Origin of the sequence: Pedobacter frigoris (assembly GCF_005116445.1) — a bacterium.
GTDB lineage: Bacteria > Bacteroidota > Bacteroidia > Sphingobacteriales > Sphingobacteriaceae > Pedobacter > Pedobacter frigoris.
This window is the reverse complement of sequence record NZ_SWBQ01000007.1, coordinates 75,640-97,651: the sequence shown is the minus strand read 5'-3', so window position 1 is coordinate 97,651 and position 22,012 is coordinate 75,640. Positions and strand designations below refer to the sequence as shown.

At 37.7% G+C, this 22,012-nt stretch carries 16 protein-coding genes and 1 tRNA gene; 15 read left to right on the top strand and 2 right to left on the bottom strand.

The genetic code is table 11. The features are described from left to right. Positions 1-176 precede the first annotated feature (176 nt). Positions 177-572 (top strand): hypothetical protein, encoded by a 396-nt coding sequence (locus tag FA047_RS19155; RefSeq protein WP_136837706.1) that lies wholly within the window; start codon positions 177-179, stop codon positions 570-572. A gap of 54 nt (positions 573-626) precedes the next feature. Here FA047_RS19155 and FA047_RS19150 read toward each other — a convergent pair whose 3' ends face one another. Next, on the bottom strand, positions 627-3,560 hold the full coding sequence (locus FA047_RS19150) for a M16 family metallopeptidase (RefSeq protein ID WP_136837705.1): 2,934 nt from the start codon (positions 3,558-3,560) through the stop codon (positions 627-629). Positions 3,561-3,802: 242 nt separating this feature from the next. On the opposite strand from FA047_RS19150, the gene surE reads away from it, so the two are divergent. The 11 genes from surE to FA047_RS19095 all read left to right on the top strand — a co-directional run bounded on the left by surE (position 3,803) and on the right by FA047_RS19095 (position 18,831). Continuing rightward, complete coding sequence (gene surE / locus FA047_RS19145; RefSeq protein WP_136837704.1) at positions 3,803-4,651, top strand: 5'/3'-nucleotidase SurE; 849 nt, start codon at positions 3,803-3,805, stop codon at positions 4,649-4,651. A gap of 17 nt (positions 4,652-4,668) precedes the next feature. Further along, positions 4,669-4,926: a stationary phase survival protein SurE gene (locus FA047_RS19140; protein ID WP_136837703.1), complete on the top strand. Its 258-nt coding sequence runs from the start codon at positions 4,669-4,671 to the stop codon at positions 4,924-4,926. Then, positions 4,923-6,038, top strand: coding sequence for a lipid-A-disaccharide synthase (lpxB, locus tag FA047_RS19135; protein WP_136837702.1), 1,116 nt, complete (start codon positions 4,923-4,925; stop codon positions 6,036-6,038). The genes FA047_RS19140 and lpxB overlap by 4 nt, the downstream gene beginning before the upstream one ends. Positions 6,039-6,216: 178 nt before the next feature. Then, on the top strand, positions 6,217-8,481 hold the full coding sequence (locus FA047_RS19130) for a GH92 family glycosyl hydrolase (RefSeq protein ID WP_136837701.1): 2,265 nt from the start codon (positions 6,217-6,219) through the stop codon (positions 8,479-8,481). Positions 8,482-8,485: 4 nt separating this feature from the next. Beyond that, positions 8,486-9,901 (top strand): glycoside hydrolase family 125 protein, encoded by a 1,416-nt coding sequence (locus FA047_RS19125; protein ID WP_136837700.1) that lies wholly within the window; start codon positions 8,486-8,488, stop codon positions 9,899-9,901. Between the two features lie 147 nt (positions 9,902-10,048). Beyond that, entirely contained in the window at positions 10,049-10,627 is a 579-nt protein-coding gene (locus FA047_RS19120) for an RNA polymerase sigma factor (RefSeq protein ID WP_136837699.1), read from the top strand. Between the two features lie 94 nt (positions 10,628-10,721). Next, positions 10,722-11,867, top strand: a complete 1,146-nt coding sequence (locus FA047_RS19115; RefSeq protein WP_136837698.1) for a FecR family protein — start codon at positions 10,722-10,724, stop codon at positions 11,865-11,867. 212 nt (positions 11,868-12,079) lie between these two features. Further along, positions 12,080-15,541, top strand: coding sequence for a SusC/RagA family TonB-linked outer membrane protein (locus FA047_RS19110; RefSeq protein ID WP_169304461.1), 3,462 nt, complete (start codon positions 12,080-12,082; stop codon positions 15,539-15,541). A 24-nt stretch (positions 15,542-15,565) separates the two neighbouring features. Next, the gene (locus FA047_RS19105) at positions 15,566-17,086 is read left to right on the top strand and encodes a RagB/SusD family nutrient uptake outer membrane protein (protein WP_136837696.1); all 1,521 of its coding nucleotides are present in this window, start codon (positions 15,566-15,568) and stop codon (positions 17,084-17,086) included. Positions 17,087-17,113: 27 nt separating this feature from the next. Continuing rightward, positions 17,114-17,803, top strand: a complete 690-nt coding sequence (locus FA047_RS19100) for a fasciclin domain-containing protein (protein WP_136837695.1) — start codon at positions 17,114-17,116, stop codon at positions 17,801-17,803. A gap of 41 nt (positions 17,804-17,844) precedes the next feature. Continuing rightward, complete coding sequence (locus tag FA047_RS19095) at positions 17,845-18,831, top strand: DUF5007 domain-containing protein (protein WP_136837694.1); 987 nt, start codon at positions 17,845-17,847, stop codon at positions 18,829-18,831. Between the two features lie 55 nt (positions 18,832-18,886). Here the strand turns inward: FA047_RS19095 and FA047_RS19090 are convergent, their stop codons facing one another. After that, entirely contained in the window at positions 18,887-19,318 is a 432-nt protein-coding gene (locus FA047_RS19090; protein WP_136837693.1) for a hypothetical protein, read from the bottom strand. Positions 19,319-19,973: 655 nt separating this feature from the next. Here FA047_RS19090 and FA047_RS19085 point away from each other — a divergent pair. The 3 genes from FA047_RS19085 (at position 19,974) to FA047_RS19075 (ending at position 22,007) form a co-directional block, all read left to right on the top strand. Then, positions 19,974-20,047: transfer RNA gene (locus FA047_RS19085), tRNA-Ala, on the top strand. 104 nt (positions 20,048-20,151) lie between these two features. Then, complete coding sequence (locus FA047_RS21145; protein WP_136837790.1) at positions 20,152-20,436, top strand: ISAs1 family transposase; 285 nt, start codon at positions 20,152-20,154, stop codon at positions 20,434-20,436. Between the two features lie 443 nt (positions 20,437-20,879). Further along, positions 20,880-22,007 (top strand): GntR family transcriptional regulator, encoded by a 1,128-nt coding sequence (locus FA047_RS19075; protein WP_205943356.1) that lies wholly within the window; start codon positions 20,880-20,882, stop codon positions 22,005-22,007. The last annotated feature ends 5 nt before the right edge of the window (positions 22,008-22,012 follow it).

The following is a 22,012-nucleotide window of genomic DNA, read 5'->3' as shown; positions in this document are numbered from 1 at the left end:
AAAATTTTGAGCATCAGTAGGTTTATTAGTTTCCTTTTAATAATTAGTTTTACTAAAGGTTCCGCATCTACCTAATGTGTTAGCTCTTTCCTGATTTTAAATTAGTATCTAAAAGAACGTCCCTAGCGTTTAACATTTTTTTTATCAATAGTGTATTAATTTTTAGTTGCAAAGCTATGGAAGTAATCAATGCTGGAGAAATAGTTGAACATGCGGTTCGTCGTCAAAACATTAACATCAGCGAATTATCAAGGCGGATGAAGGTAAACAGAAGAACATTGTATAATTGGTTTCAACAAAAAAAATTGCACCTGGATGTAATTTGTGCCATCGGCCAGGTAATTAACTACGATTTTTCAAAAGAATTTGAGGAAGAGTTTTATAATTCAGGAATTAAGCTTGCAGAAAACGATTTAAATACGCGAGGAGGCCATCAGCATATTTCTCAGGAATCGATATATTACTGGATGGAAAAATACATAGCACTATTGGAAGATTATAAACGTCTTTTACAAACCACCAGAAGTGAAGATTTTGGTCGAATGAACAGACCCAATGAACAAGAGTGGTGATAAATAGTTTCGAAAAAAAGGCCTGATGCTTAAAACATCAGGCCTTTTTTTTGTTTAATATCCAAAGATATTTTCTAAAGTTAATTTTTTTACATTGCCGAATTTTTGCAATTCATCAGGCTTTACGCTCTTCTCTGATGCCACTATGCAATAATTGTATGGTTTATTTGCCACATTACTCAAGTGAAAGGATTTTATGTCAGCAAAAGTCAGGGGTTTTAAACCATTATATTCCTTAATTCTGGAATCCTGATCCAATCCTAATTTTTTGTCTGAAAAATAACGCTGAATAATATCGTCCTTAGTGATTCGACTGGTTTCAATAGCATTTAAAGCATTATATTTCGACGCTTCAAACGATTTATCAGATTCAGGCAGGTCATTTAACAACTCATTCATTCCTTTGACTGCATCATTCATTTTGTCTGCCTGACTGCCTACATAAGCAATCATTGCATAGTCTTTAGTTTTGCTGTCTGGAGAAGAATAAACTGCGAAAGTTGAGTACGCAAGAGCTTTAGATTCGCGGATAGTCTGAAAGACAATAGAACCCATTCCTCCACCAAAATAGCTATTAAATAAGGTGATTTTTGAAGCGAGGTCCGGATTGTAGAGACCTCCATTCCTTACCCAGCGTATTTCAGATTGAACCATGTCATAGTCGGCAAAATATACATTATTCGTTGTGGTATTGGTATAATTGAATTTTTTTGTTGGAGCGGCTATTTCAAACTCTTTAGGTAATGTATGCAATTTACTTATGCTTGCACTAAGTTCGGCTAGTGTTTTAGGTCCGTAATAAGTAACTGTATGCTTATAGTTGTTAACATGGTGCAGAATATCTAATAATTGCTCTGAGGTAATATTCTTAATCTCCTCATTACTTAAAGTAAAGTTTACAGGGTTATCTGATCCGAATTGAGCATAAGCCATCAGGCCTCCAAGGATGGCGTTTTTATTTAATTTATTATTCTCTCTTGATTTAAGAATGCGACTCTTAAGTTCTTCGAGCGCTTTCTCATTGGGTTTGCAATTGGCGAAAATATGTTCTACTAGAGACATGGCTTTTTCAAAATTTTCCTGCAGCCCGCTGATGTTAATCGTAGTAGTTTCTGTCCCTACATTGAAGCTATAATTGCAGGCAATATTGTAAAACTCCTTACTGATTTCTTCAGCAGTATATTTATCTGTGCCTAAAAATGCAAGGTATTGTGCTGCATATGGTTGTAGCTTGTAGTTCCATGAACCTATATCAAACCGGTAAGACAAACGGAAAATGCTATTTTCTGTGTTTTGTATAGTGATCACATCAGCTATACCTGTTTTACCGAGGTTGAGGTCTTTTTTATAGTCCAGAAATTTAGGCGCGATAGGCTTACTAGGTGCTGATAGAAGAGCCTTAGTAAAGTCAGATGTTGAAGATGCATTTGTATTTATCGGAGTGATGATTGGTTTTTCGACCTTGACAATGGTCTTATCTTCTCCCTTGTGTTTATACGCAATTACATAATTATCTATAAAAAACTCTTTGGCAAAACTTACGATCTGTTGTTTAGTGATCTTTGCCATCTCATCCGGCCCACTCAATGATTTGTCCCATTTTGTGCCGCGATTCAATATAAATTCATTTGTAATACTCTCCACACGATAGCCATTACTATCGAAAGCCTGCAGCAATCCCAATTTACTATTGGCAACCGTTGCCTTTATCAGGCTTTCATCAAATTCTCCTTTCTTTAGGATCTCTAATTGATCCATCAGCAATTGCTGAGCTTCCTGCAATGACTGCCCTTGCTTAGGCTGTGCAGTCAATTCAAAAATACCATAATCTTTCATCTGTTGGTAGCTTGCACTGGCCCGCAATACCTTTTGCTGTTTGTTTAAATTAATGTCGAACAAACCCGCTTTTCCATTATTTAAGATGCTTGATATGAGGTCAAGGAGCATACTTTGTCTGCTGTTTTCTGCATATCCCCTGTAGGCTACGTTTACACTCTCTGCGCTGGGGCCATAAATGTCCACTTTTTGAATTTGTGTCAAAGGCCTTTCAGGAGTGGGATTGTACAATTCTACAGGTTTAGGTTGCATATAAGAGAATGATTTGTCGACCTTTTTAATCATTTCATCGGGATTTAAGTCTCCCGCCATAGCAATGATCATATTATTGGGCACATAATACTTGTTGTAATATTTTCTTATGTCAATCAATGACGGGTTCTTCAGATGTTCGATAGTTCCTATCGTAGTCTGCTGGCCATAGTTATGCGTTGGGAATAAAAGTGCAGAAGTTTTTTCATTGATTTTCCAGGAGTCCTCATCTAAGCCACGGTTTTTTTCTTCATAAACAGCTTCAAGCTCTGTATGGAAAATTCGAAAGATCGGATTTCGAAACCGTTCAGCCTGTAGGGCAAGGAATTTATCCGTAGCATTTGATGGGAAATCCTCATTGTAAACGGTTTCTTCATACCATGTATGGGCGTTGGTAGATTGTCCCCCGATGGCTTTCATCATTTTATCATATTCATTCGCTATAGAATAATTAGACGCCAACCCTGATGTTTTATCTATTTCGGAATATATTTCCTTTCTTTTGATTGGATCTGTTGCTTTATTGTATTTTTCATACAACGCATCTATTTTGTCAAGCAATGGTTTTTCTTTAGTAAAATCCATGGTGCCGAACTTATCTGTGCCTTTAAATAGTAGATGTTCAAGATAATGGGCCAGTCCCGTAGCTGTCCGTGGATCAGTATTACTGCCGGCTCGAACAGCCAATCGGAATTCAATAATTGGTTCTTTAACATTTTGTGAAAGAACTACCGTTAAGCCATTTTTCAAAGTGTAAAACCTTAATTTTGTCGGATCATTGGTTACATATTTGTAAGAGTAACCAGCTGATGTGGCTGTTTTCCACTGATATGTGTTTTGAGCCATCAAGCCTGATCCTGTAATTAGAAAACAGGCCAGGAGTAAAAATTTGCTTTTCATTATAAGTTTTTTATGTTATTAAGCTGTTATAGATATATGACAGTTTAAAGTTCAATAAGTTACTGTCAAATATAGTCGGAAAGCAGAAAATTCTAACTGAATTCTTGTATTTTTACAGATATGAAACTGTCATGGTTTTTTAAACTGCACAGTATGCGTTTCTTTAACTTTTTTGTTTAAAAATGCAGGAGACATAGCGGCTTATGAAGTCATGATAGTTACACTACTAAAGAACTATACAGATGAAGAAACAATATTCAAAACCAAATATTCTAGTTGTAAATGATGATGGCATTACTGCACCGGGAATTAAAAACCTGATTGATGTAATGAAAGAATTAGGCAATGTCGTTGTTGTCGCACCAGATGGTCCTCAGTCGGGTATGGGACACGCCATTACTATTGGAAAGCCTTTACGTTTTGATCGTGTAGATTTATATCCAGCTGTTGAAATGTATAAGTGTTCCGGTACACCGGTCGACTGTGTAAAATTGGCCGTAAATAAGATATTTAAGGGTAAGAAACCTGATTTATGTGTTTCGGGTATTAATCACGGATTAAATAACTCTATTAATGTCATTTATTCGGGAACAATGTCTGCAGCAGTTGAAGGAGCCATTGAAGGAATTCCGTCTATTGGATTTTCGCTGGATGATTTCTCTCAACAAGCAGACTTCAGTCATTGTAAAAAATTCATTAAATCTATTGCTTCACAGGTTTTAGAGCACGGATTACCACAAGCGACTTTACTTAATGTTAATTTTCCTAATGGAGATGGACTAAAAGGAATAAAAATATGTAGGCAGGCCAATGCAAAATGGGCAGAGGAATTTGACGAACGCAAAGATCCTTACGAACGTCCTTACTATTGGCTTACCGGGGTTTTTCAGAACTATGACAAGGGCGAGGATACAGATGTATGGGCATTGGAAAATGGCTTTGTATCTGTCGTTCCGGTACAATTTGACTTGACAGCACATCACGCAATTCCAGTTTTAAATACCTGGACATTTGATGTTGAGGGAATGGAACAGAAGCCTGTTTCCAAAATCAATAAACACCTAACCCCAGGTGGTTCTTCATTGGGATAGCGCTTAATAAGTTTGATATGAAGAATTCCGTTTGGATCGGTTTGGGAATAGGGATTGTAATTCCCGGAGTATTAGTGGCCGTTGTTTGGTACTTCATGAATAAGTATGCTTTCTTAGCTAAAGCCGATCTATTATTAATTGGTTGTATTGCGGTAAATGCCTTTTTCATGCATTATTTTTTTAACCAGGATAAAGATCAGCTTGGTCGCGGAATCATCAGTGCGACTTTCTTATGGGCTTTCATTTTCTTTTTTTATAAGATCAATCAATTATGAGATACTATCTTGTTGCAGGAGAGGCGTCTGGAGATTTACATGGTGCAAATCTGATGAAAGCATTAAAAACGAAGGATCACAATGCTGAATTTCAGTATTATGGTGGAGATAAAATGCTTGCTGAAGGAGGTGTTCTAAAAAAACATTATGCAGAAATGGCTTTTATGGGTTTTACAGAGGTAATTCTTAATCTGCCGACCATATTAAAGAATTTAAAAACCTGCAAAGTGGATATACTTGCATATCGGCCCGATGTATTGATCCTTATCGATTTTCCTGGCTTCAATCTTAAAATTGCAGAATTTGCAAAGGAGAATGGTATAAAGGTGTGTTATTACATCTCACCAAAGGTCTGGGCATGGAATCAAAAGCGAGTTTTGAAGATAAAAAGAGTTGTAGATCGTTTATTTTGCATTTTGCCATTTGAGGTCGACTTCTATAAAGAATGGGGGATGGATGTTGACTACGTTGGAAATCCTTTATTAGATGAGATTGCATTATTTGAACCTGATCCTTCATTCAAAGAAAGATACAATTTAAAGAATAAGGAAGTAGTGGCTTTACTTCCCGGAAGCCGTAAACAGGAGATTGAACGCTTGTTGCCAGATATGCTCAGCATAAGAAATGCATTTCCGGATTATCATTTTGTGGTGGCTGCGGCGCCGAGTTTTAATGAAAGTTACTACCAGCAGTTTATTAAATCAAGTGATGTTACCCTGGTTTTCGGCCAAACTTACAATCTATTAAACATCGCAAAGGTCGCAGTTGTTGCGTCAGGAACCGCGACTTTAGAAACAGCCCTATTTCATGTTCCTCAGGTTGTTGTATATCGTGGCGGGAAGATTTCAGTAGCTATTGCAAGGATGCTGGTCAAAATTCGGTTTATCTCATTGGTAAATTTGATTATGGATCATGAGGTTGTAAAGGAGTTAATTCAAGAAGATTGCAATACGCAAAATATTAGCTCACACTTAAAGTCGATCCTCGATGGTCCGGACAGAGCCAAAATGTTAGCCGATTATCAACTCTTATCAGAGAAGATGGGTGCCGCAGGTGCTTCCGAAAGGACTGCCAACTTAATAGTATCCTATCTCGGAGAAGATTCCAACTGATTCGTACACTACGATAAATAAGATTGTTCCCTATTAGTGGAAAAAGGTGATTGTTTAAAATACAATCACCTTTCTGTTTTTATAAGTTATTTTAATTTCATATTATTGGTATACTAAAACGTTTTATAACAAACCTAATCCTTATATTTAGGTAAATAAGGAGTAACCACACAAACGAATGAAACTTAAATTAATCCCGATTTTGCTTTCCTTTTTGATGAGTACGGCACTTGCACAGGAAAAAGATCTTGTTCAATATGTAAATACTTTACAAGGAACCAATTCTAAACATGAACTTACAAGAGGCAATACTTATCCTACCACGGCTTTGCCTTTTGGAATGCATACCTGGACCCCTCAAACCGGTAGAAATGGGGATGGTTGGAAATACCAGTACTTCAGGAAAACAATCAGAGGCTTTCAGCAGGCCCATCAATGCAGTTCCTGGACAAACGACTATTGCGTTTTTTCATTGATGCCCGGAATAGGGAAACTGACAGTTAATGAAAATGATAGAGAAGTAGGCTTTGATCATAAGAACGAAATTGCCAAGCCTCATTATTATAAAGTAAAACTCGATAATAATGTAATCACTGAGATTTCACCCTCAGAACGGGGGGCTCACTTACGCTTTACTTTCCCTAAAGGCGAACGTAGTTTTCTTGTACTTGATGGGTATACGGGGATGAGTGGGGTGTCTATAAATACAAAGGAAAGGAAAATTACGGGTTACGTGCATAACGGGAGAGGACTTACCGACAATCTAAAAAGTTATTTTGAAATTGTATTTGACAAACCATTTATCGCACATGGCATTTGGGACAATACCAATAATAGCATTCTAAGTGATCAAACGAATGCTGAAGGTAAAGGTAAAGGTGCATACCTGGAATTTAGAAAAGGAGAAACTATTCAGGTTAAAACAGCATCTTCATACATTAGTCAGGAGCAAGCTGCATTGAATCTCAAGACTGAGTTGGGCAATCACAAAACTTTGGAGCAATCGAAGTCTGCAGCAGCAAAAATATGGAATGCACATCTGGGTAAAATACTTGTCGAGGGCGGAACCGAAGCAGATAAGGCGACTTTTTACTCATGCTATTTCCGCGCAAGCTTATTCTCCAGACAATTTTTTGAATACAATAAAGAAGGGCAACCATACTATTTCAGTCCTTATGATGGTAAGATTCATGATGGTTTCATGTTTACTGATACAGGTTTCTGGGATACTTTTCGCGCACAATTTCCACTAAATACCATCATGCAGCCAACAATGCACGGGCGTTATATGCAGGCTTTATTGGCGGCCTATGAGCAATGTGGCTGGTTGCCTTCCTGGTCTTTTCCGGGTGAAGGAGGAAGTATGATTGGTAATCATGCCATTTCAGTGCTCGCAGATGCCTGGGCTAAGGGAATTAGAACCTTTGATCCAAAAGAGGCATTGAAAGCATACCTGCATGAAGCAACAAATAAAGGTCCATGGGGTCCGGCAAATGGAAGGCATGGCTGGAAAGAATATTATCAGTTGGGATATGTGCCTTATCCCGAATACAGGGAGGCGACAGCTAAAACACTGGAATACGCCTATGATGATTTTTGTGGATATAATCTTGCAAAGATGACTAATAATGGTTTCTATGCAGACATCTTTGGTAAGCAGATGTACAACTACAAAAATGTATATGATAGCTCAAGTCGTTTTATGCGAGGCAGACAGAAAGATGGTAGCTGGGTTCCAAATTTTGACCCGATAGAATGGGGCGGGCCTTTTACAGAGGGGAATGCCTGGCACTATCAATGGTCTGTATTTCAAGATCCAAAAGGTCTGATAGAACTGATGCATGGAGAGCAGAACTTCACTGCTAAACTGGATTCCGTATTTTCCGTTCCCAACAAAGTGAAAGTTGGTACATATGGAGGGCTTATACATGAAATGACAGAAATGGTAATGGCAAATATGGGCCAGTATGCGCATGGCAATCAACCTATTCAGCATATGATTTATTTATACAATTATGCCGGGCAGCCCTGGAAGTCCCAATACCGGGCCAGAGAAGTAATGTATAAATTATATGATGCTACAGAAAATGGTTATCCAGGTGATGAGGATCAAGGACAGACTTCATCCTGGTATGTGCTGAGCGCACTAGGATTTTATAGTGTTTGCCCTGGAACCGACCAATATGTAATTGGAAGCCCAATGTTTAGCAAGATTACCATTTCGTTGGAAAACAACAAAAAGTTTATCATAGAGGCACCCAACAATAGCAGGGAAAACTATTACATTAGTGCAGCAACCTTAAATGGTAAGACATATACAAAGAATTTTATCACTCATAGCGATATCGTTAATGGTGGTATTTTGAAATTTGAAATGAGTAATAAACCTAATTTACAAAGAGGTACTGGTATTGAAGACAGACCTTTTTCTTTAACCAAATAGCATTATGAAGAGACGAATCTTTTTACAAAACACAGGACTTTTAGCTGCAGGATTGATGGCTAATAAACTATCTTTTGCAGCAGCACCCGATTTCCCTGTAGTGAGGGTGCCAGCCTCAAAAAGACATTTTCAAAGCAAAGCAGTAGAAAGTGCCATTGCCGAATTCCAGAAGAATGTTAAAAATAAGGAGCTTGGATGGTTGTTTGAAAATTGTTTTCCAAACACGTTGGACACCACTGTAACCTATACGGAAAAAAATGGTAAACCCGATACCTATGTAATTACAGGTGATATAGACGCTATGTGGCTGCGCGACAGTACAGCACAGGTCACGCCCTATTTACCTTTAGTAAAAGGCGATAAGCAGTTGCATGATTTAATTGCAGGTGTAATCAATCACCAGGTGAAATGTATTCACAAAGATCCCTATGCTAATGCATTTTATGGTGATGAAACCAAAGAAGGCGAGTGGAAGACAGATATTACGGATATGAAGCCTGGTATTCACGAACGCAAATGGGAGATAGATTCTTTATGTTACCCTATTCGTTTAAGTTATCAATACTGGAAAATTACTGGTGATACGACGCCTTTTGATGCAAAATGGAGAGATGCAATAGCTTTGATCGTAAAAACATTTAAAGAGCAGCAAAGAAAAAATGGTCAAGGACCTTATCATTTTCAGCGTAAAACTGCCTGGGCGACAGACGGTGTTCCTCTGAGTGGCTATGGGTATCCCGTGAAGCCTGTAGGTTTGATCTGTTCTTCCTTCCGTCCCAGTGATGACGCAACTATATATAACTTTTTGGTGCCTTCAAATTTTTTTGCAGTAGTCAGTCTGAAACAGGCTGCGGAGATACTTCAGGCTGTTCACAAAGATGCAGCATTAGTAGCGGAATGCCGTGCCCTGGCCGTAGAAGTAGAAAATGCTTTGCAAAAATATGCGATTGTAACCCATCCTCAGTTTGGAAAAGTATATGCATTTGAAGTTAATGGATATGGAAGTTTCAATATTATGGACGACGCCAATGTGCCAAGTTTGCTGGCTCTGCCTTATCTGGGTGCGGTAAAGCCAAACGACCCGGTATATATAAATACCCGTAAATTGATCCTTTCATTAGAAAATCCGTTTTTCTTTGAAGGAAAAGCAGGGAAAGGAATTGGAAGTCCGCATACTGGTATCGACAGGATATGGCCGATTGCCGTGGTAATGCGTGGACTGACCAGCAGTAGTGATGCTGAGATTAAGCAATGTTTGCAAACATTGCAAGGTTGTCATGCAGGTACAGGATTTATGCATGAGTCATTTCATAAAGATAGCCCTAAAGATTTTACCAGATCCTGGTTTGCATGGGCAAATACAATTTTTGGAGAATTTTTATGGAAAGTCTATAAAGAAAGGCCACATTTACTGTCCTGAAACTGATTATTTAGACGATACTAATTAATATACCTCCTTTACGACTTAAACACAGTTGTAAAGGAGGTTTTTTGTGAGCTAAAAATAATGATACATTATGAAATCTATGTGAAATAAACGTTACATTCGTATAAGGGAATACTTAAAATGTCAGATTACAATACATTTTCAGACTGGGAACTTACTTCTTTATTGAAGGTGGGGGATAGAATGGCCTATACTGAAATCTACAAAAGGTATACGGGTGTATTGTATAGACATGCATTCTCTAAGCTGCATGATAGGGAGGAAGCTAAGGATGCAGTCCAAGAGCTTTTTGCTGTATTATGGTCTAAACGAACCAACATTTTTATCAGTACCACACTTTCAGGTTACTTGTATTCTGCAATCCGAAACCGGGTATTGAATGCGATATCTCATAAAAAAGTGGCCTCAGATTATATAGTTTCCCTCCAGGATTTTGCCGGAAAAGAAGAAGCGATTACAGACCACCTTGTTCGAGAACGCGAACTTGCAAACCTGATTGAAAAGGAAATTTCAAATTTGCCTGATAAAATGCGTGAAGTTTTTGAATTAAGCCGTAAGGCAAATCTCTCCCACAGGGAAATCGCTCAGAAGCTCGATCTTTCGGAAAAAACAGTTAAAAACCAGGTTAATAACGCTTTAAAAATTTTAAGAGTAAAACTAGGCTCCTTGTTTTTTCTCATTTTTTTGTTCTACAATTAAATTTTCTAAATTTTTTTTAAAATATTTTTAATTTCATCTGGGCCTAGAGGGTGCTTCACCTGTCTAGTATATAATTAGCGGGATCAAGAAAAACATGCAGGAAGTAGAAGTAAAATATTTACTAAAGAAATACGAATCAGGAGAATGCACTGAGGCAGAAAAGGCTTTGGTAGAAAGTTGGTATTTAAAATACAGGGCTACAACGGTTAAAACACTTTCTGAGGCGGAGACTGAGTCTGATATATTGGAAATATGGAGTGCTCTCGAGAAGTCGGCTGGCGGATCTAAAAGAATTATCTTATGGTCAAAGCTAGCAGTGGCTGCTTTAATTGTGTTTACCCTTTCAGCCATGTTGTATTTTACTTTTAATGGTGGAAAACCTCAGAAGTCTAAAGATAACCTTAATAGTCTCTCTAAGGCTAAACAGATCATTCCTGGGACAGATAAAGCCATCCTTATACTTGCCGATGGAACTAAGATTGATCTGGATGATAAAGCGAATGGGCAGATTGCAAATCAGTCCGGTATCAAAATTGAAAAAACAGCGGACGGTCACTTGCACTATACAGTTACAGAAACTGACAAAACAAAAAAAGCAGGAATATCATACAATACAATTGAGACACCAAAGGGTGGTAAATATCAAATCACTTTGCCGGATGGTAGTGAAGTTTGGCTTGACGCAGCGTCGTCGTTAAGATATCCTACAAAATTTGTGGCTAAAGAGCGCAAGGTAGAATTATCGGGGCAAGCTTATTTTGAAATCGCAAAAGACAAGACTAAACCTTTTAAAGTAATTACAGATAAGCAACAAATCGAGGTATTTGGAACCCATTTTAACGTCAATGCTTATAGTGATGAAAAAGAGGTACTCACTACGCTTTTAGAAGGTAGTGTGAAGGTGGGGTTATTAAATAACGACAAGGGCAACTTCATTAAGCCAGGTGAGCAAGCGGTACTTAAAGAAAATAAGTTTCAGGTTAAAGCTGTAGATGTTGAGACTGTAGTGGCCTGGAAGAATGGAGACTTTGTTTTTGAAAATGAAGAAGCAGGTATTTTATTGAATAAACTTGCGAGATGGTATGATGTACAATTTGTCTGCGATGAAAAACTTCGCGACATTAAATTAGGCGGAAAGATATCAAGATCTAAAAACCTTTATGACGTATTAAGGATATTACAACTAACAAGAAAAATAAACTTTGAAGTTCAGGGAAGGAGGATTATAGCTATGCCATAACATTTACTTAGCATAATCTTACTAAAAAACCGGCAGCGTTTGCTGCGCCACCGGTTATGAAGTGTGGATTATTGGTTCTAATATATTGCAGTAAACAAAACTATCAACCAAATATGAATATGAAACGGCGTGGAATCTGTTTTCATTTTCATTGACCCAAACTTTTCAAATGTATGAAAATATACGATTTTAATTCGTGTAGGGCCACCTATATGAAGAAGAAAATTTTACTGACCATGAAACTTTCAGCAGTATTAATTATGTTGACCATCTTACAAGTAAGTGCGTCAACCTTAGCACAAAACAAGGTCACCTTGTCTGAAAAGAATATTTCTCTGGAGAGAGTATTAAAATCAATCACAAGGCAAACAGGTTACGACCTTATATTTAATTCTACCGACATCAAAAAAGCAAAGCCTGTTAACATAAATGTTACAGATGCTACATTGGAGCAAACGTTAAAGTTGTGCTTTGCAAATCAACCTTTTGAGTATTCATTGGATACCAAGACCATCATTGTACAGGAAAAAAGGAAGTCCTTACTTTCCAGCTTTCAAACTGCGGTTGAGTTTGCCGCAGTTGTCATTACCGGAAAGGTAGTTGATGAAGCCGGACAACCATTACCAGGAGCATCTGTAAGAGAAGTTGGCGTGCAGGGCAATGTAGTCCAAACACAAGCCAATGGTGATTTTTCAATCACTGTGGCAAGCACAGAATCATCTATAGTTGTTTCTTATATAGGTTATGATGCACAGACCATCAAAGTTGGCGCTCAGAAAAATTTTAGTGTCAAACTACAGCCGACTCAGAATAACCTGAAAGAAGCGGTGATCATTGGTTACCAAACACAATCGGTTCGTAAAACGACCAGTGCCGTACAGATTATCAGCGGAAAACAGATTGAGAATTTACCTGCACCTAGTTTCGAGTCCTTGTTACAAGGAAGGGTAGCTGGTGTAAACATCCAGAGCTTTACTGGTGAGCCGGGAGCAAGGAATACTTTTACTGTAAGGGGTAATACAACCATTTCTACCGACATTAATAGCGAGATCGACCTGGCCAATACCATGAGTTCTCCATTATATATTATAGATGGTATACCATTGTCAATCGCGGATCTTGCAGGCTCTAACGCCACAGGAAGTAATGCGATTGCAGGTATCAACGTAAATGATATCGAAAGTATCGTAATCCAAAAAGACGCTGCAGCTACTGCAGTTTGGGGTTCACGTGGTGCAAACGGTGTTATCGTTATCAAAACAAAAAAAGGATTGGATGGAAAACCAGTTGTACGTTTATCGTATTACACAGGTTTAACGCAGCGTCCTGAACTACAACGTACAGTTGCCGGAGCAGAAGAGCGTCGTCAGAAAATGGGTTTGTTGCAGGAGTACGGAACTTATAACCAATTGGCAAATATTCCTCAAATGTTGACTGATAGTTTAAATCCAAGCTATAACAATGCTACAGACTGGCAGGATTTGTTCTATAAATCCGGACAAGTAAGTAACTACGATGTGAATATCTCAGCAGGTTCAGACATTATGAACTACAGATTGTCATTAAATTATTATGATGAAGACGGAATCGTAAGAAATACAGGTTTTAGCCGTTATAGTTTGCGCGGTAATTTTGATTTTAAATTATCATCAAGAGCTAAAACAAATTTAATTGTTTCTGCTGCCAGAATGAATAGGAAAAGAGGATTGGGAAGAGGGATCAATCAGATCGTGCCAATCAGTGCAAGTTCTATGCCTGCGTCTTTTGTGAGATTAGGTGAGTCTGACTATGATTTTTATTATGGTCAGTACGATAAGTTGAGGGATGATAACCAGACTGATCAGATTAGTTTGTATTCACAAACAGATGTTGATATCGTTAAAGGATTCAAATATTCATTACAGGCATCAGCTAGTGCAATCTTAGATAACCGCGATCGTTTTCAGCCAAAAGAATTAGACGCGAATGGAGTGTCATTTGCAGAAAGTGACCATAATATCAATAATTCCTATTATTTAGCAAACATCTTAACTTACAACAAGTCATTTGCCGACGGTAAACATAATTTCGGTTTAGTGGGTATCCAATCGTACGATTACAATAATGTAAAACGAACCTATGCTTATGGTACAAATATCCCAACAGATGATATACAAGTAGTTCAAGGTGTAACGCAACAGAATATTTTTGGATCTTCTGATCTGAGAAAATCTGCCATGCTTTCCTTCACAGGGCAATTTTCATATGACTACCTTGGACGTTACTTATTCAATGCTTCTTATCGTACCGACGCTTCTTCTAGATTCGGTAAAGACAGTAAGTGGGGAACTTTTCCAGCTGTATCGTTGGGTTGGATTGCTTCAGATGAATCTTTCTTAAAAGATGTTAAATGGCTTTCTAATTTAAAAATCAGAGGTAGCTACGGTTTGTCTGGTACTCAGCCAAGCGATTTCTATGCGCCATTTAACGTTTGGGCTACCCCGCAAACTACTTATGATGGAGAGTCAATCGCAATGCCTTCGTTTACAAAGCCACTTACGCTACCAAACTTAACATGGAATAAATCAAGCCAGACCAATATTGGCGCAGATGTCTCATTGTTTGGTAATCGTGTAAATATAACAGCAGATGTTTACCGTAAAGAGACAAAAAATCCAATTTTCCAGTTTGATTTCCCATTCTATACAGGTTACACCAAGTTGTCATATAACGTACCTATGAAGATTTTGAATGAAGGTATGGATCTTTCCATTCAAACAAGAAACTTAGGAAACGAGAGTCCGTTAAAATGGACTACCAATTTGAATATCAGTTACAATAGAAATAGGATTGCATCATTACCGTATGGCAACCGTAGTTTCTCTATGAGTTCAAGAGATTACAACCAGAACTTGTTGTTTACGGTGGGTGGTCCTATTTATGGCTGGTCACAGATGTTGTACGAGGGAGTTTATAACAGGTTACAGGACATTCCTGTTAATCCAATTACGGGTAAACAGATTACTTACTTCAAAGGAAATTACCCAGGTCTGGCAGGCTATCCGAATTGGAAAGACGTCAACGGAGATTATGATGTATGGAGTGATGAAGATAAAGGAGCACAGGACGGGGATTTAGTGCAAACCGGAGACCCAAATCCACGCTTTACAGGTGGTTTATACAATGAGTTCACCTGGAAAAGATTCTCTTTAGGTGTTTTAGGTATATTTACTTTCAAACGTGATATCATCAATACCTTTAAATCTAATCAGTATGCCAATGTATTTAACTTTGGAGGTATCGCAAACTTTGCAAACAGCCGCCTGCCTGACTTAAGTGAGGTGGATTATTGGACGCCAACAAAAGCATTAGATCCTAATTACAATGCAGGATTTCCATCGTTGAGTCCTTACTCAGCTAATTTTTATCAATTCTTGCCTTTCAGTACCATGTGGAATGAAAAAGGCGATTACTTCAAGATTAAGACCATTACTGTTGGTTACCAACTTGAGCCAAGATGGGTAAGTAAATTAGGTATTAAAGGAGCTAGAGTATATGGAATCATGGATAACATCTTAACATTCCAGTCTTCAAGTGTTCCAGACGCTGAGTTAGTTTCGCCTCAGGGTGAATACTCGGGAGGTTCATATCCATTGCCTAGGAAAGTAACATTAGGATTAGAAGTAACATTTTAGATCGAATCTTTAACAGAGAAAGTGATGAAAAAAATTATAAAACAAACATGGATCATAGGAATAGCTGTATTGGCACTAGCCATGGTATTCCCATCATGTAAAAAGCAGATAAATCTTGCTCCCGAGAACGCTACCTATGATGAGGTATTCTGGGTAGACGGGGCCAATGTTAACAAAGCCTTGTCAGGAGCGTATAGTATGTTGCGTGATGCCTTCAGAGCAGATAACAGCTATTTTATTTTCGGAGATATAGCGGCAAATAATATCAAACTCGGCGGTGATTTTTGGAACTACAATACATTTGTAGAGACTGGGGGCTTTAATTTTAACTATGCTCCTTATTTAGAGGGATCCGTAAAGAACTGGAGCAGGTTTTATGCAATAATTACGCAATGCCATCAAATCGTTGAAAAAGCTCCAGGGATTCCAGATAGCAAATATTCAGGAGGAGCGGCGCAGAAAAAACGAATGATTGGCGAAGCTAAATTTTTAAGAGCTTACCTTTATTTCTATCTTCAGAGGGTATGGGGTGATGTGATCTTGACAAAGGAAACGATTAAAGATCCTACAAATGTGCCTCCAGTGCCTAGAAGTCCTGAAAGCGAAACCCTTGCTTACTGTTTAAGCGACTTGAAATCGGCTACTTCTATGCTGGACAATTTAGCTAATAAAACACGCGCTAACAAGGTTTCAGTGCTCGCGTTAACTGCCCAAATTTATGCATGGCAAAAAGATTATGTTAACGCAGAAAAATACTGTGATAGCGTGATTAATAACAGCCCGGTAAGTTTAGAAGCCATGGCTGACTATAAGAATATCTGGATGGGCAATTCTCAGGAAAGCATCTTTGAATTGAACATGAAATTCGATGCGGTCAACAACGAAGCCAATTCTTCATTTTTCGGAAGGTTCCTTACTTCTCCATATATCAATAACAAGAACGCAAATAGTACCTTCTTGCTTAATCCGGATCTTTTGACAGATATCTTTGATGCAGACCATACAGATGATAGGTATGACGCAGTTACCGAGCAGGCACAGGGAGGCGGTACAAATAGAATGCTTACAAAGTATACCAACGTAAATTATTATGATCCTAACGCAGCAAATACTTATGTCGTTAGCAATAATCTTGTTTTAATTCGTTTAGCTGATGTCTATTTATTACGTGCCGAAGCAAGATATATGAATAATAAATTAGGTGATGCCTTGTCTGATTTAAATGTAATTAGAGTTAGAGCTGGTCGCAATACTTATCCTATAGTGCAACCCCCGCTACCAGCGCCTCAAGTTAATGAACCTAATTTCCTTACTGAACTAATGAATGAAAGAATTCGTGAGTTAATTGGTGAAGGTGTCAATATGTTCGATTTAATCAGAATAGAATATCCTGATACAAAGCAAAAGCAGATACAAGAAAGATTCCCTACTCAATATTCTAATGATCGCATAGCGAAGAAAGGCTACTTCTGGCCATTAGATATGAGGACATTGCTTAAGCAGGATGAATTGCTAACTCAGAATGAGTGGTGGAATAATAATTAACAGGGTGAGAATCTAAAATTGAATAAAATGAAAAAAATATATAGCATATTATTTGTTCTGATAATCGCGGGACTGTTTTTCTCCGCCTGTAAAAAGAACGACTATTTCGTAGGGGGTACTATACACAATACAAAAGTCAATATGTCCACTTACGACTTTCTTAAGAGCAACAACAGAGGGCTGTTTGATACTCTGCTATTAATAGTAGATAAAGCTGGAATTAAAGATCAGATAAATAAACAGGGGATGACATTCTTTGCCCCGACTGACTATGCAATCAGATCTTATTGTGAATACAGAAGTATATTGGTGCAAAAGGTAGATCCGTTCAAAAAATGGACGGTGGATTCAATCATTAAATATGAATTGCCTCGTTTTACTGATTCTCTTAACATTTATATGTTGCCTTCTGTAGTAAGCTTCGCCCAGTCTACAGAAAACGGAAAGATTTACAGCACGCAAAAAACTAATGCTCAAGCTGTTGTTTCTTACGAATCCACAGATGATGTTAACTTAGGATACAATTCAAACAGTACCGTTTTACCTCAGGTAATGTACTATACCTACTTGTATAAACCTTTAGCAGAGCCATTCGTAGCAAAAGAAATTCCTAATACTACTGGCGCACGTACTTTAGTACAAACGTCTGGAGTTGAATCTACTACAGGAATAGTTCATGTACTTTCCAATAGTCATCGACTGTTTTTTGCACGGTAACTGAGTATTTAATATTTATTCACGTATAAAAAGTATTAAAAATGAAAAAATTAATTATAAAAGCACTCGCACTTGTACTTACTGTATCTGCAATTGCTATAGCTTGTAAAAAGGTTCCAGATGGGTTTCTAAGTCCTAATATCCGTTATGAAGAGACTCCGATTCTTGTGCCACAGGGAATTGTGAAAGTAAGTACTGCACTGACACTTGACGGTTCAGCTATGCCAATAAAGGTGAAGTTACTTCATGTTTATGATCGTGCTACTGGCAAGAATGTCGACGATATCTTTGCAAAGAAGTATTCTATTAAAGTATGGACAGGTTTATATGATCCGAAAGTTGACAATACTTTAGAAAAAATAGATGCCAAACGTAAAGACTCTCTAGTATATCCAATTTCCATCAATGAGTTTAGCGGTCAGCTTGAGGCTAATTTTGCTACGTTGAATATTCCTTTAGGACAATATGATTTTGATCTTGAAGTTTCTAATTCGGCTGGTAGTAAAGTGTATCCGAAAATTGGTAAATTTAACCTAAATCCGGCAGCACCTTTCGAAATACCGGCCGCTGGTAGTCAGGTTGCAATGAAAGTTGGGGCAGAAACCACTACAAAAGTGCTCTCGCCAACGATAACCACGGTAAAAAAACTATCTGATTCCCCTGATAAAATCATAGTTCGTCTTACAGACAAAAATGGGGTCCCATTTAATGCAGCAGCAGGAGAAATAGGCCGTAGACCAGTGGGAGGTACATCTACAGGTTTTTTGCAAACTATGGATCTTTATAGTTTGAGCGTAACTAATTTCGCTGATAGAATGGAGTTCATCTACGGGACGGTTCCTTTTCCATTGACTTCATTGGGTAACGGATTCAATTACTACTATCGTATTCCAACACAGTTTGTTCATTTTGATGATCCTGCCTTGCCTGATGGCCAGTATTCTTGTAACGCTCGTTTTTCTTTCAGGGTTTTTGTCCCTGGAACTTATGAAGTTACGGTTAAGATACCAGGAGTAACACGCCGCTAATAAAACACAACAAATAAATCAATAAGAGAAAAGGCTACCAATTGGTAGCCTTTTTTTATTTTCTCATTAATTCTTTCAGTCTTGTCAACCTGTATTCATTTTTGTTTAGGGAGTCACCGATGTCATTTAAAAGATCTCTCAGTTGCATTTCATTTGAAATTTCCACCAGTGATTTAAAAATACTCAGAATTTTTGTCTTTTCATTTTTGAACAAATTAAGCACACCTTTCGTAAAGGCTAGACGGTTGTTGTTCTTAAGTGTGTTGTGCAGTATGGTATCAAATTTTAACGAGATATTTCCAGATGTGATGATGTAAACAATATCTGAAATACCTATTGGCATTGAGCTTAAAACATAAGCTTCGTAAGTCACTTTATTCCTGGAAGAATTCGCGAAAAAATCTTCTAAGTCACTATATTCCTTTAACACTACTGTCGCCCTTGTCAATTCACCTAAAAGCGAATTGTAATACTCTTCATAATCCATAATTAATTTTGCTATAAGCTGTTAAAGGTAGTCTATTTATCTCTTTAAATGAGTCTTAATGCAATATAAACGTGCTGTTTTAAACGACTTTCCTTTTTATACTTTATACTGACACCTTTATAGCTGCTGTGTACCTTGCTCGTACATGAGTATTACATGGTTCGCAAAACGGTACTTATTAGCAAAAGAGGTATGTAATAGGCAATAACTAGGTAATATCCAGCTACGATGGAAACCCAATGAAGCCCAGGGCAGTTCGATCGTCTTTGCCAATTTCATAAGGAGTCATCATCACATCGAATAAACACATTCTTTATTAAAAGTTGGGTACGTAAAGATGGTGGATATCTTCTACTAGTTGACGGCTTCAAAATACCTATCATCAAATTAAACTGGGATAAGGTTAAGGAGGCTCTAGTCTAGCTGCTTTAATCAGTATGGAGCTGGAGACATTAGCTAAAGAATATAATAGCGATAATGATACCTATCCAATATAAGATATCAATTGTGCCGATCGACTGTTTCCAAGCTTTCATAGGTTATTACTATACGTCAAGATAGAGATTTATAATTGAATGTGCAAATACACACTATTTACACATTTAATTTGCAGGGCTTATAAAATTAGTTACTTTTGCCATCCTATAGCCAAAACGGGGGATTAGCTCAGCTGGCTAGAGCGCTTGCCTGGCAGGCAAGAGGTCAGCGGTTCGACTCCGCTATTCTCCACCCTGATAATCAGTCTTTTAGCTATAAAGCTAAAAGACTTTTTGTTTTAGGTCGAACATAGGTCGAACATTTTTTTTCATCATTTTTTTAGTTTCATTAGATAAATACGATATTATATTGGAAGCAAACCAGATAATGCTTCATTTTATCAGCAGAATATCAGAAGACATTGGGAAATAGAAAATAAGCTACATTGGGCGTTAGATGTTGATTTTCAGGAAGACGCTGACAGAAAAAGAAATAAAAATGCAGTACAAAACTTCCCTTTAGCTAATAAAGTAGCGCTAAATATTCTCAAAAATGATCAAACAAAGAATATCAGTATAAGGAGGAAAATGAACATTGCCGCTTTAGATCTCAATTGTTTGCTTGTACTCATGAAATTTTAATGCGTTTGCCCTGCCTCCTTAAGTACAAAGTGCATATTTATACTTTTGTATTGCATATTATAACTAGTATACTGTCAGCAACTGTATGAATTTACTTAACACGAACAAGCTTGAATGTGTGTTTTTTGTTTACATTATGTTTACATTTAAATCGATTCATGATAAGATTTGAAAAATACAAGTCAGGAAATAAGATTTTAAAACAAATTAAAAAAATATAAATCACTAATAAAGAATATGTTATGTGTTGTAATGATGTTGATGATAACAATTTTAGGATTTCAATATTGTCTCTGAATGTAAATAATGGCTTAGGTATAGTTAGTTTTAATGGGATAAACGTCATGTTTGTGAGGTTTTTTTAATCTATACATGAGTTGTGAAATGCATTTTAGTTTTTTTATCTACATTAATGTAATGTATTTTAAATATAAATATTACATTTGAAAACTACCCATTATAAATTGCCTACAGATATGAAGGGTAAAATTAGCAGCAAAACAATTTACGATACATTAAAAGATCAAATTCATAAGGATAGATTCCCTGCAGGCTCAATGCTGCCTGCCGAACTAACACTGGCTCAAAAATATCTTGTTTCTAGACCCACTATTGCGAAAGTATACAATCAGCTACAAGACGAAGGTCTTGTCCTGAAAACCAAAGGGCTTGGAACAGTTGTCACCCATCAACATGCAAATACTAACCACACTTTCGGCCTGCTGTTGCCAGGAGCTGGTGAATCGGAGATATTCTCCATTATTAACGATCAGCTGTTAGGCCGATCGGAAACAGGAAGTTTTAATTGTCTATGGGAGGGCGCAACAGCAGGCAGTGCTGAAATCCGGGAATCGCTGATCGAAAGCTGTTGTGAAAGCTATATCAACAAAAGAGTAGATGGAATCTTCTTCTCGCCTTTGGAAAGAGTGCCGGATGCAGATGAGTTGAACCTGAAGATTTGCGAGGCAATACAAGAAGCCAACATCCCGTTAATTCTAATAGACCGGAATATCCGGATTTCTCCGGACCGCCGTACATTCGATGTGGTATCCATTGATAATTTCAATGCCGGTTCTGTGATGGCTAAACACCTACTTGATCAGGGATGTGAAGAACTGCATTTTTTCTATCGCCCCGATTCTGCGAGTTCTATTGATTTACGTATTTCCGGAGTTCGCGACTTGGTTCAAAAGCAGGGACATTCCTTTACGACTAATAATTTGTTTTGCGGCAATCCTGAGGATTTGGACTTTGTTAAGAAAATGAAGATAACTCCAGGGAAGACCGGTATTATCTGTGCAAATGACTCCACTGCTGCCGTTTTAATGTCATCGCTGGATGCTCAGGGAGTGGAAATATCTTCAGACGTCTTAGTTTGCGGATATGATGACATGAAGTATTCTAAACACCTCAAACATTCATTAACATCTTTGAGGCAACCCTGTGAGGAAATTGCCAACATCAGCATTGAACTGATGATGCGCAGGCTAAAAGACAATAGTCATATTCCGATTACAGTAAATTTATCCGGAGAAATCGTCATTCGCGAGTCCAGTCAGTTTCAACGATAGAATTC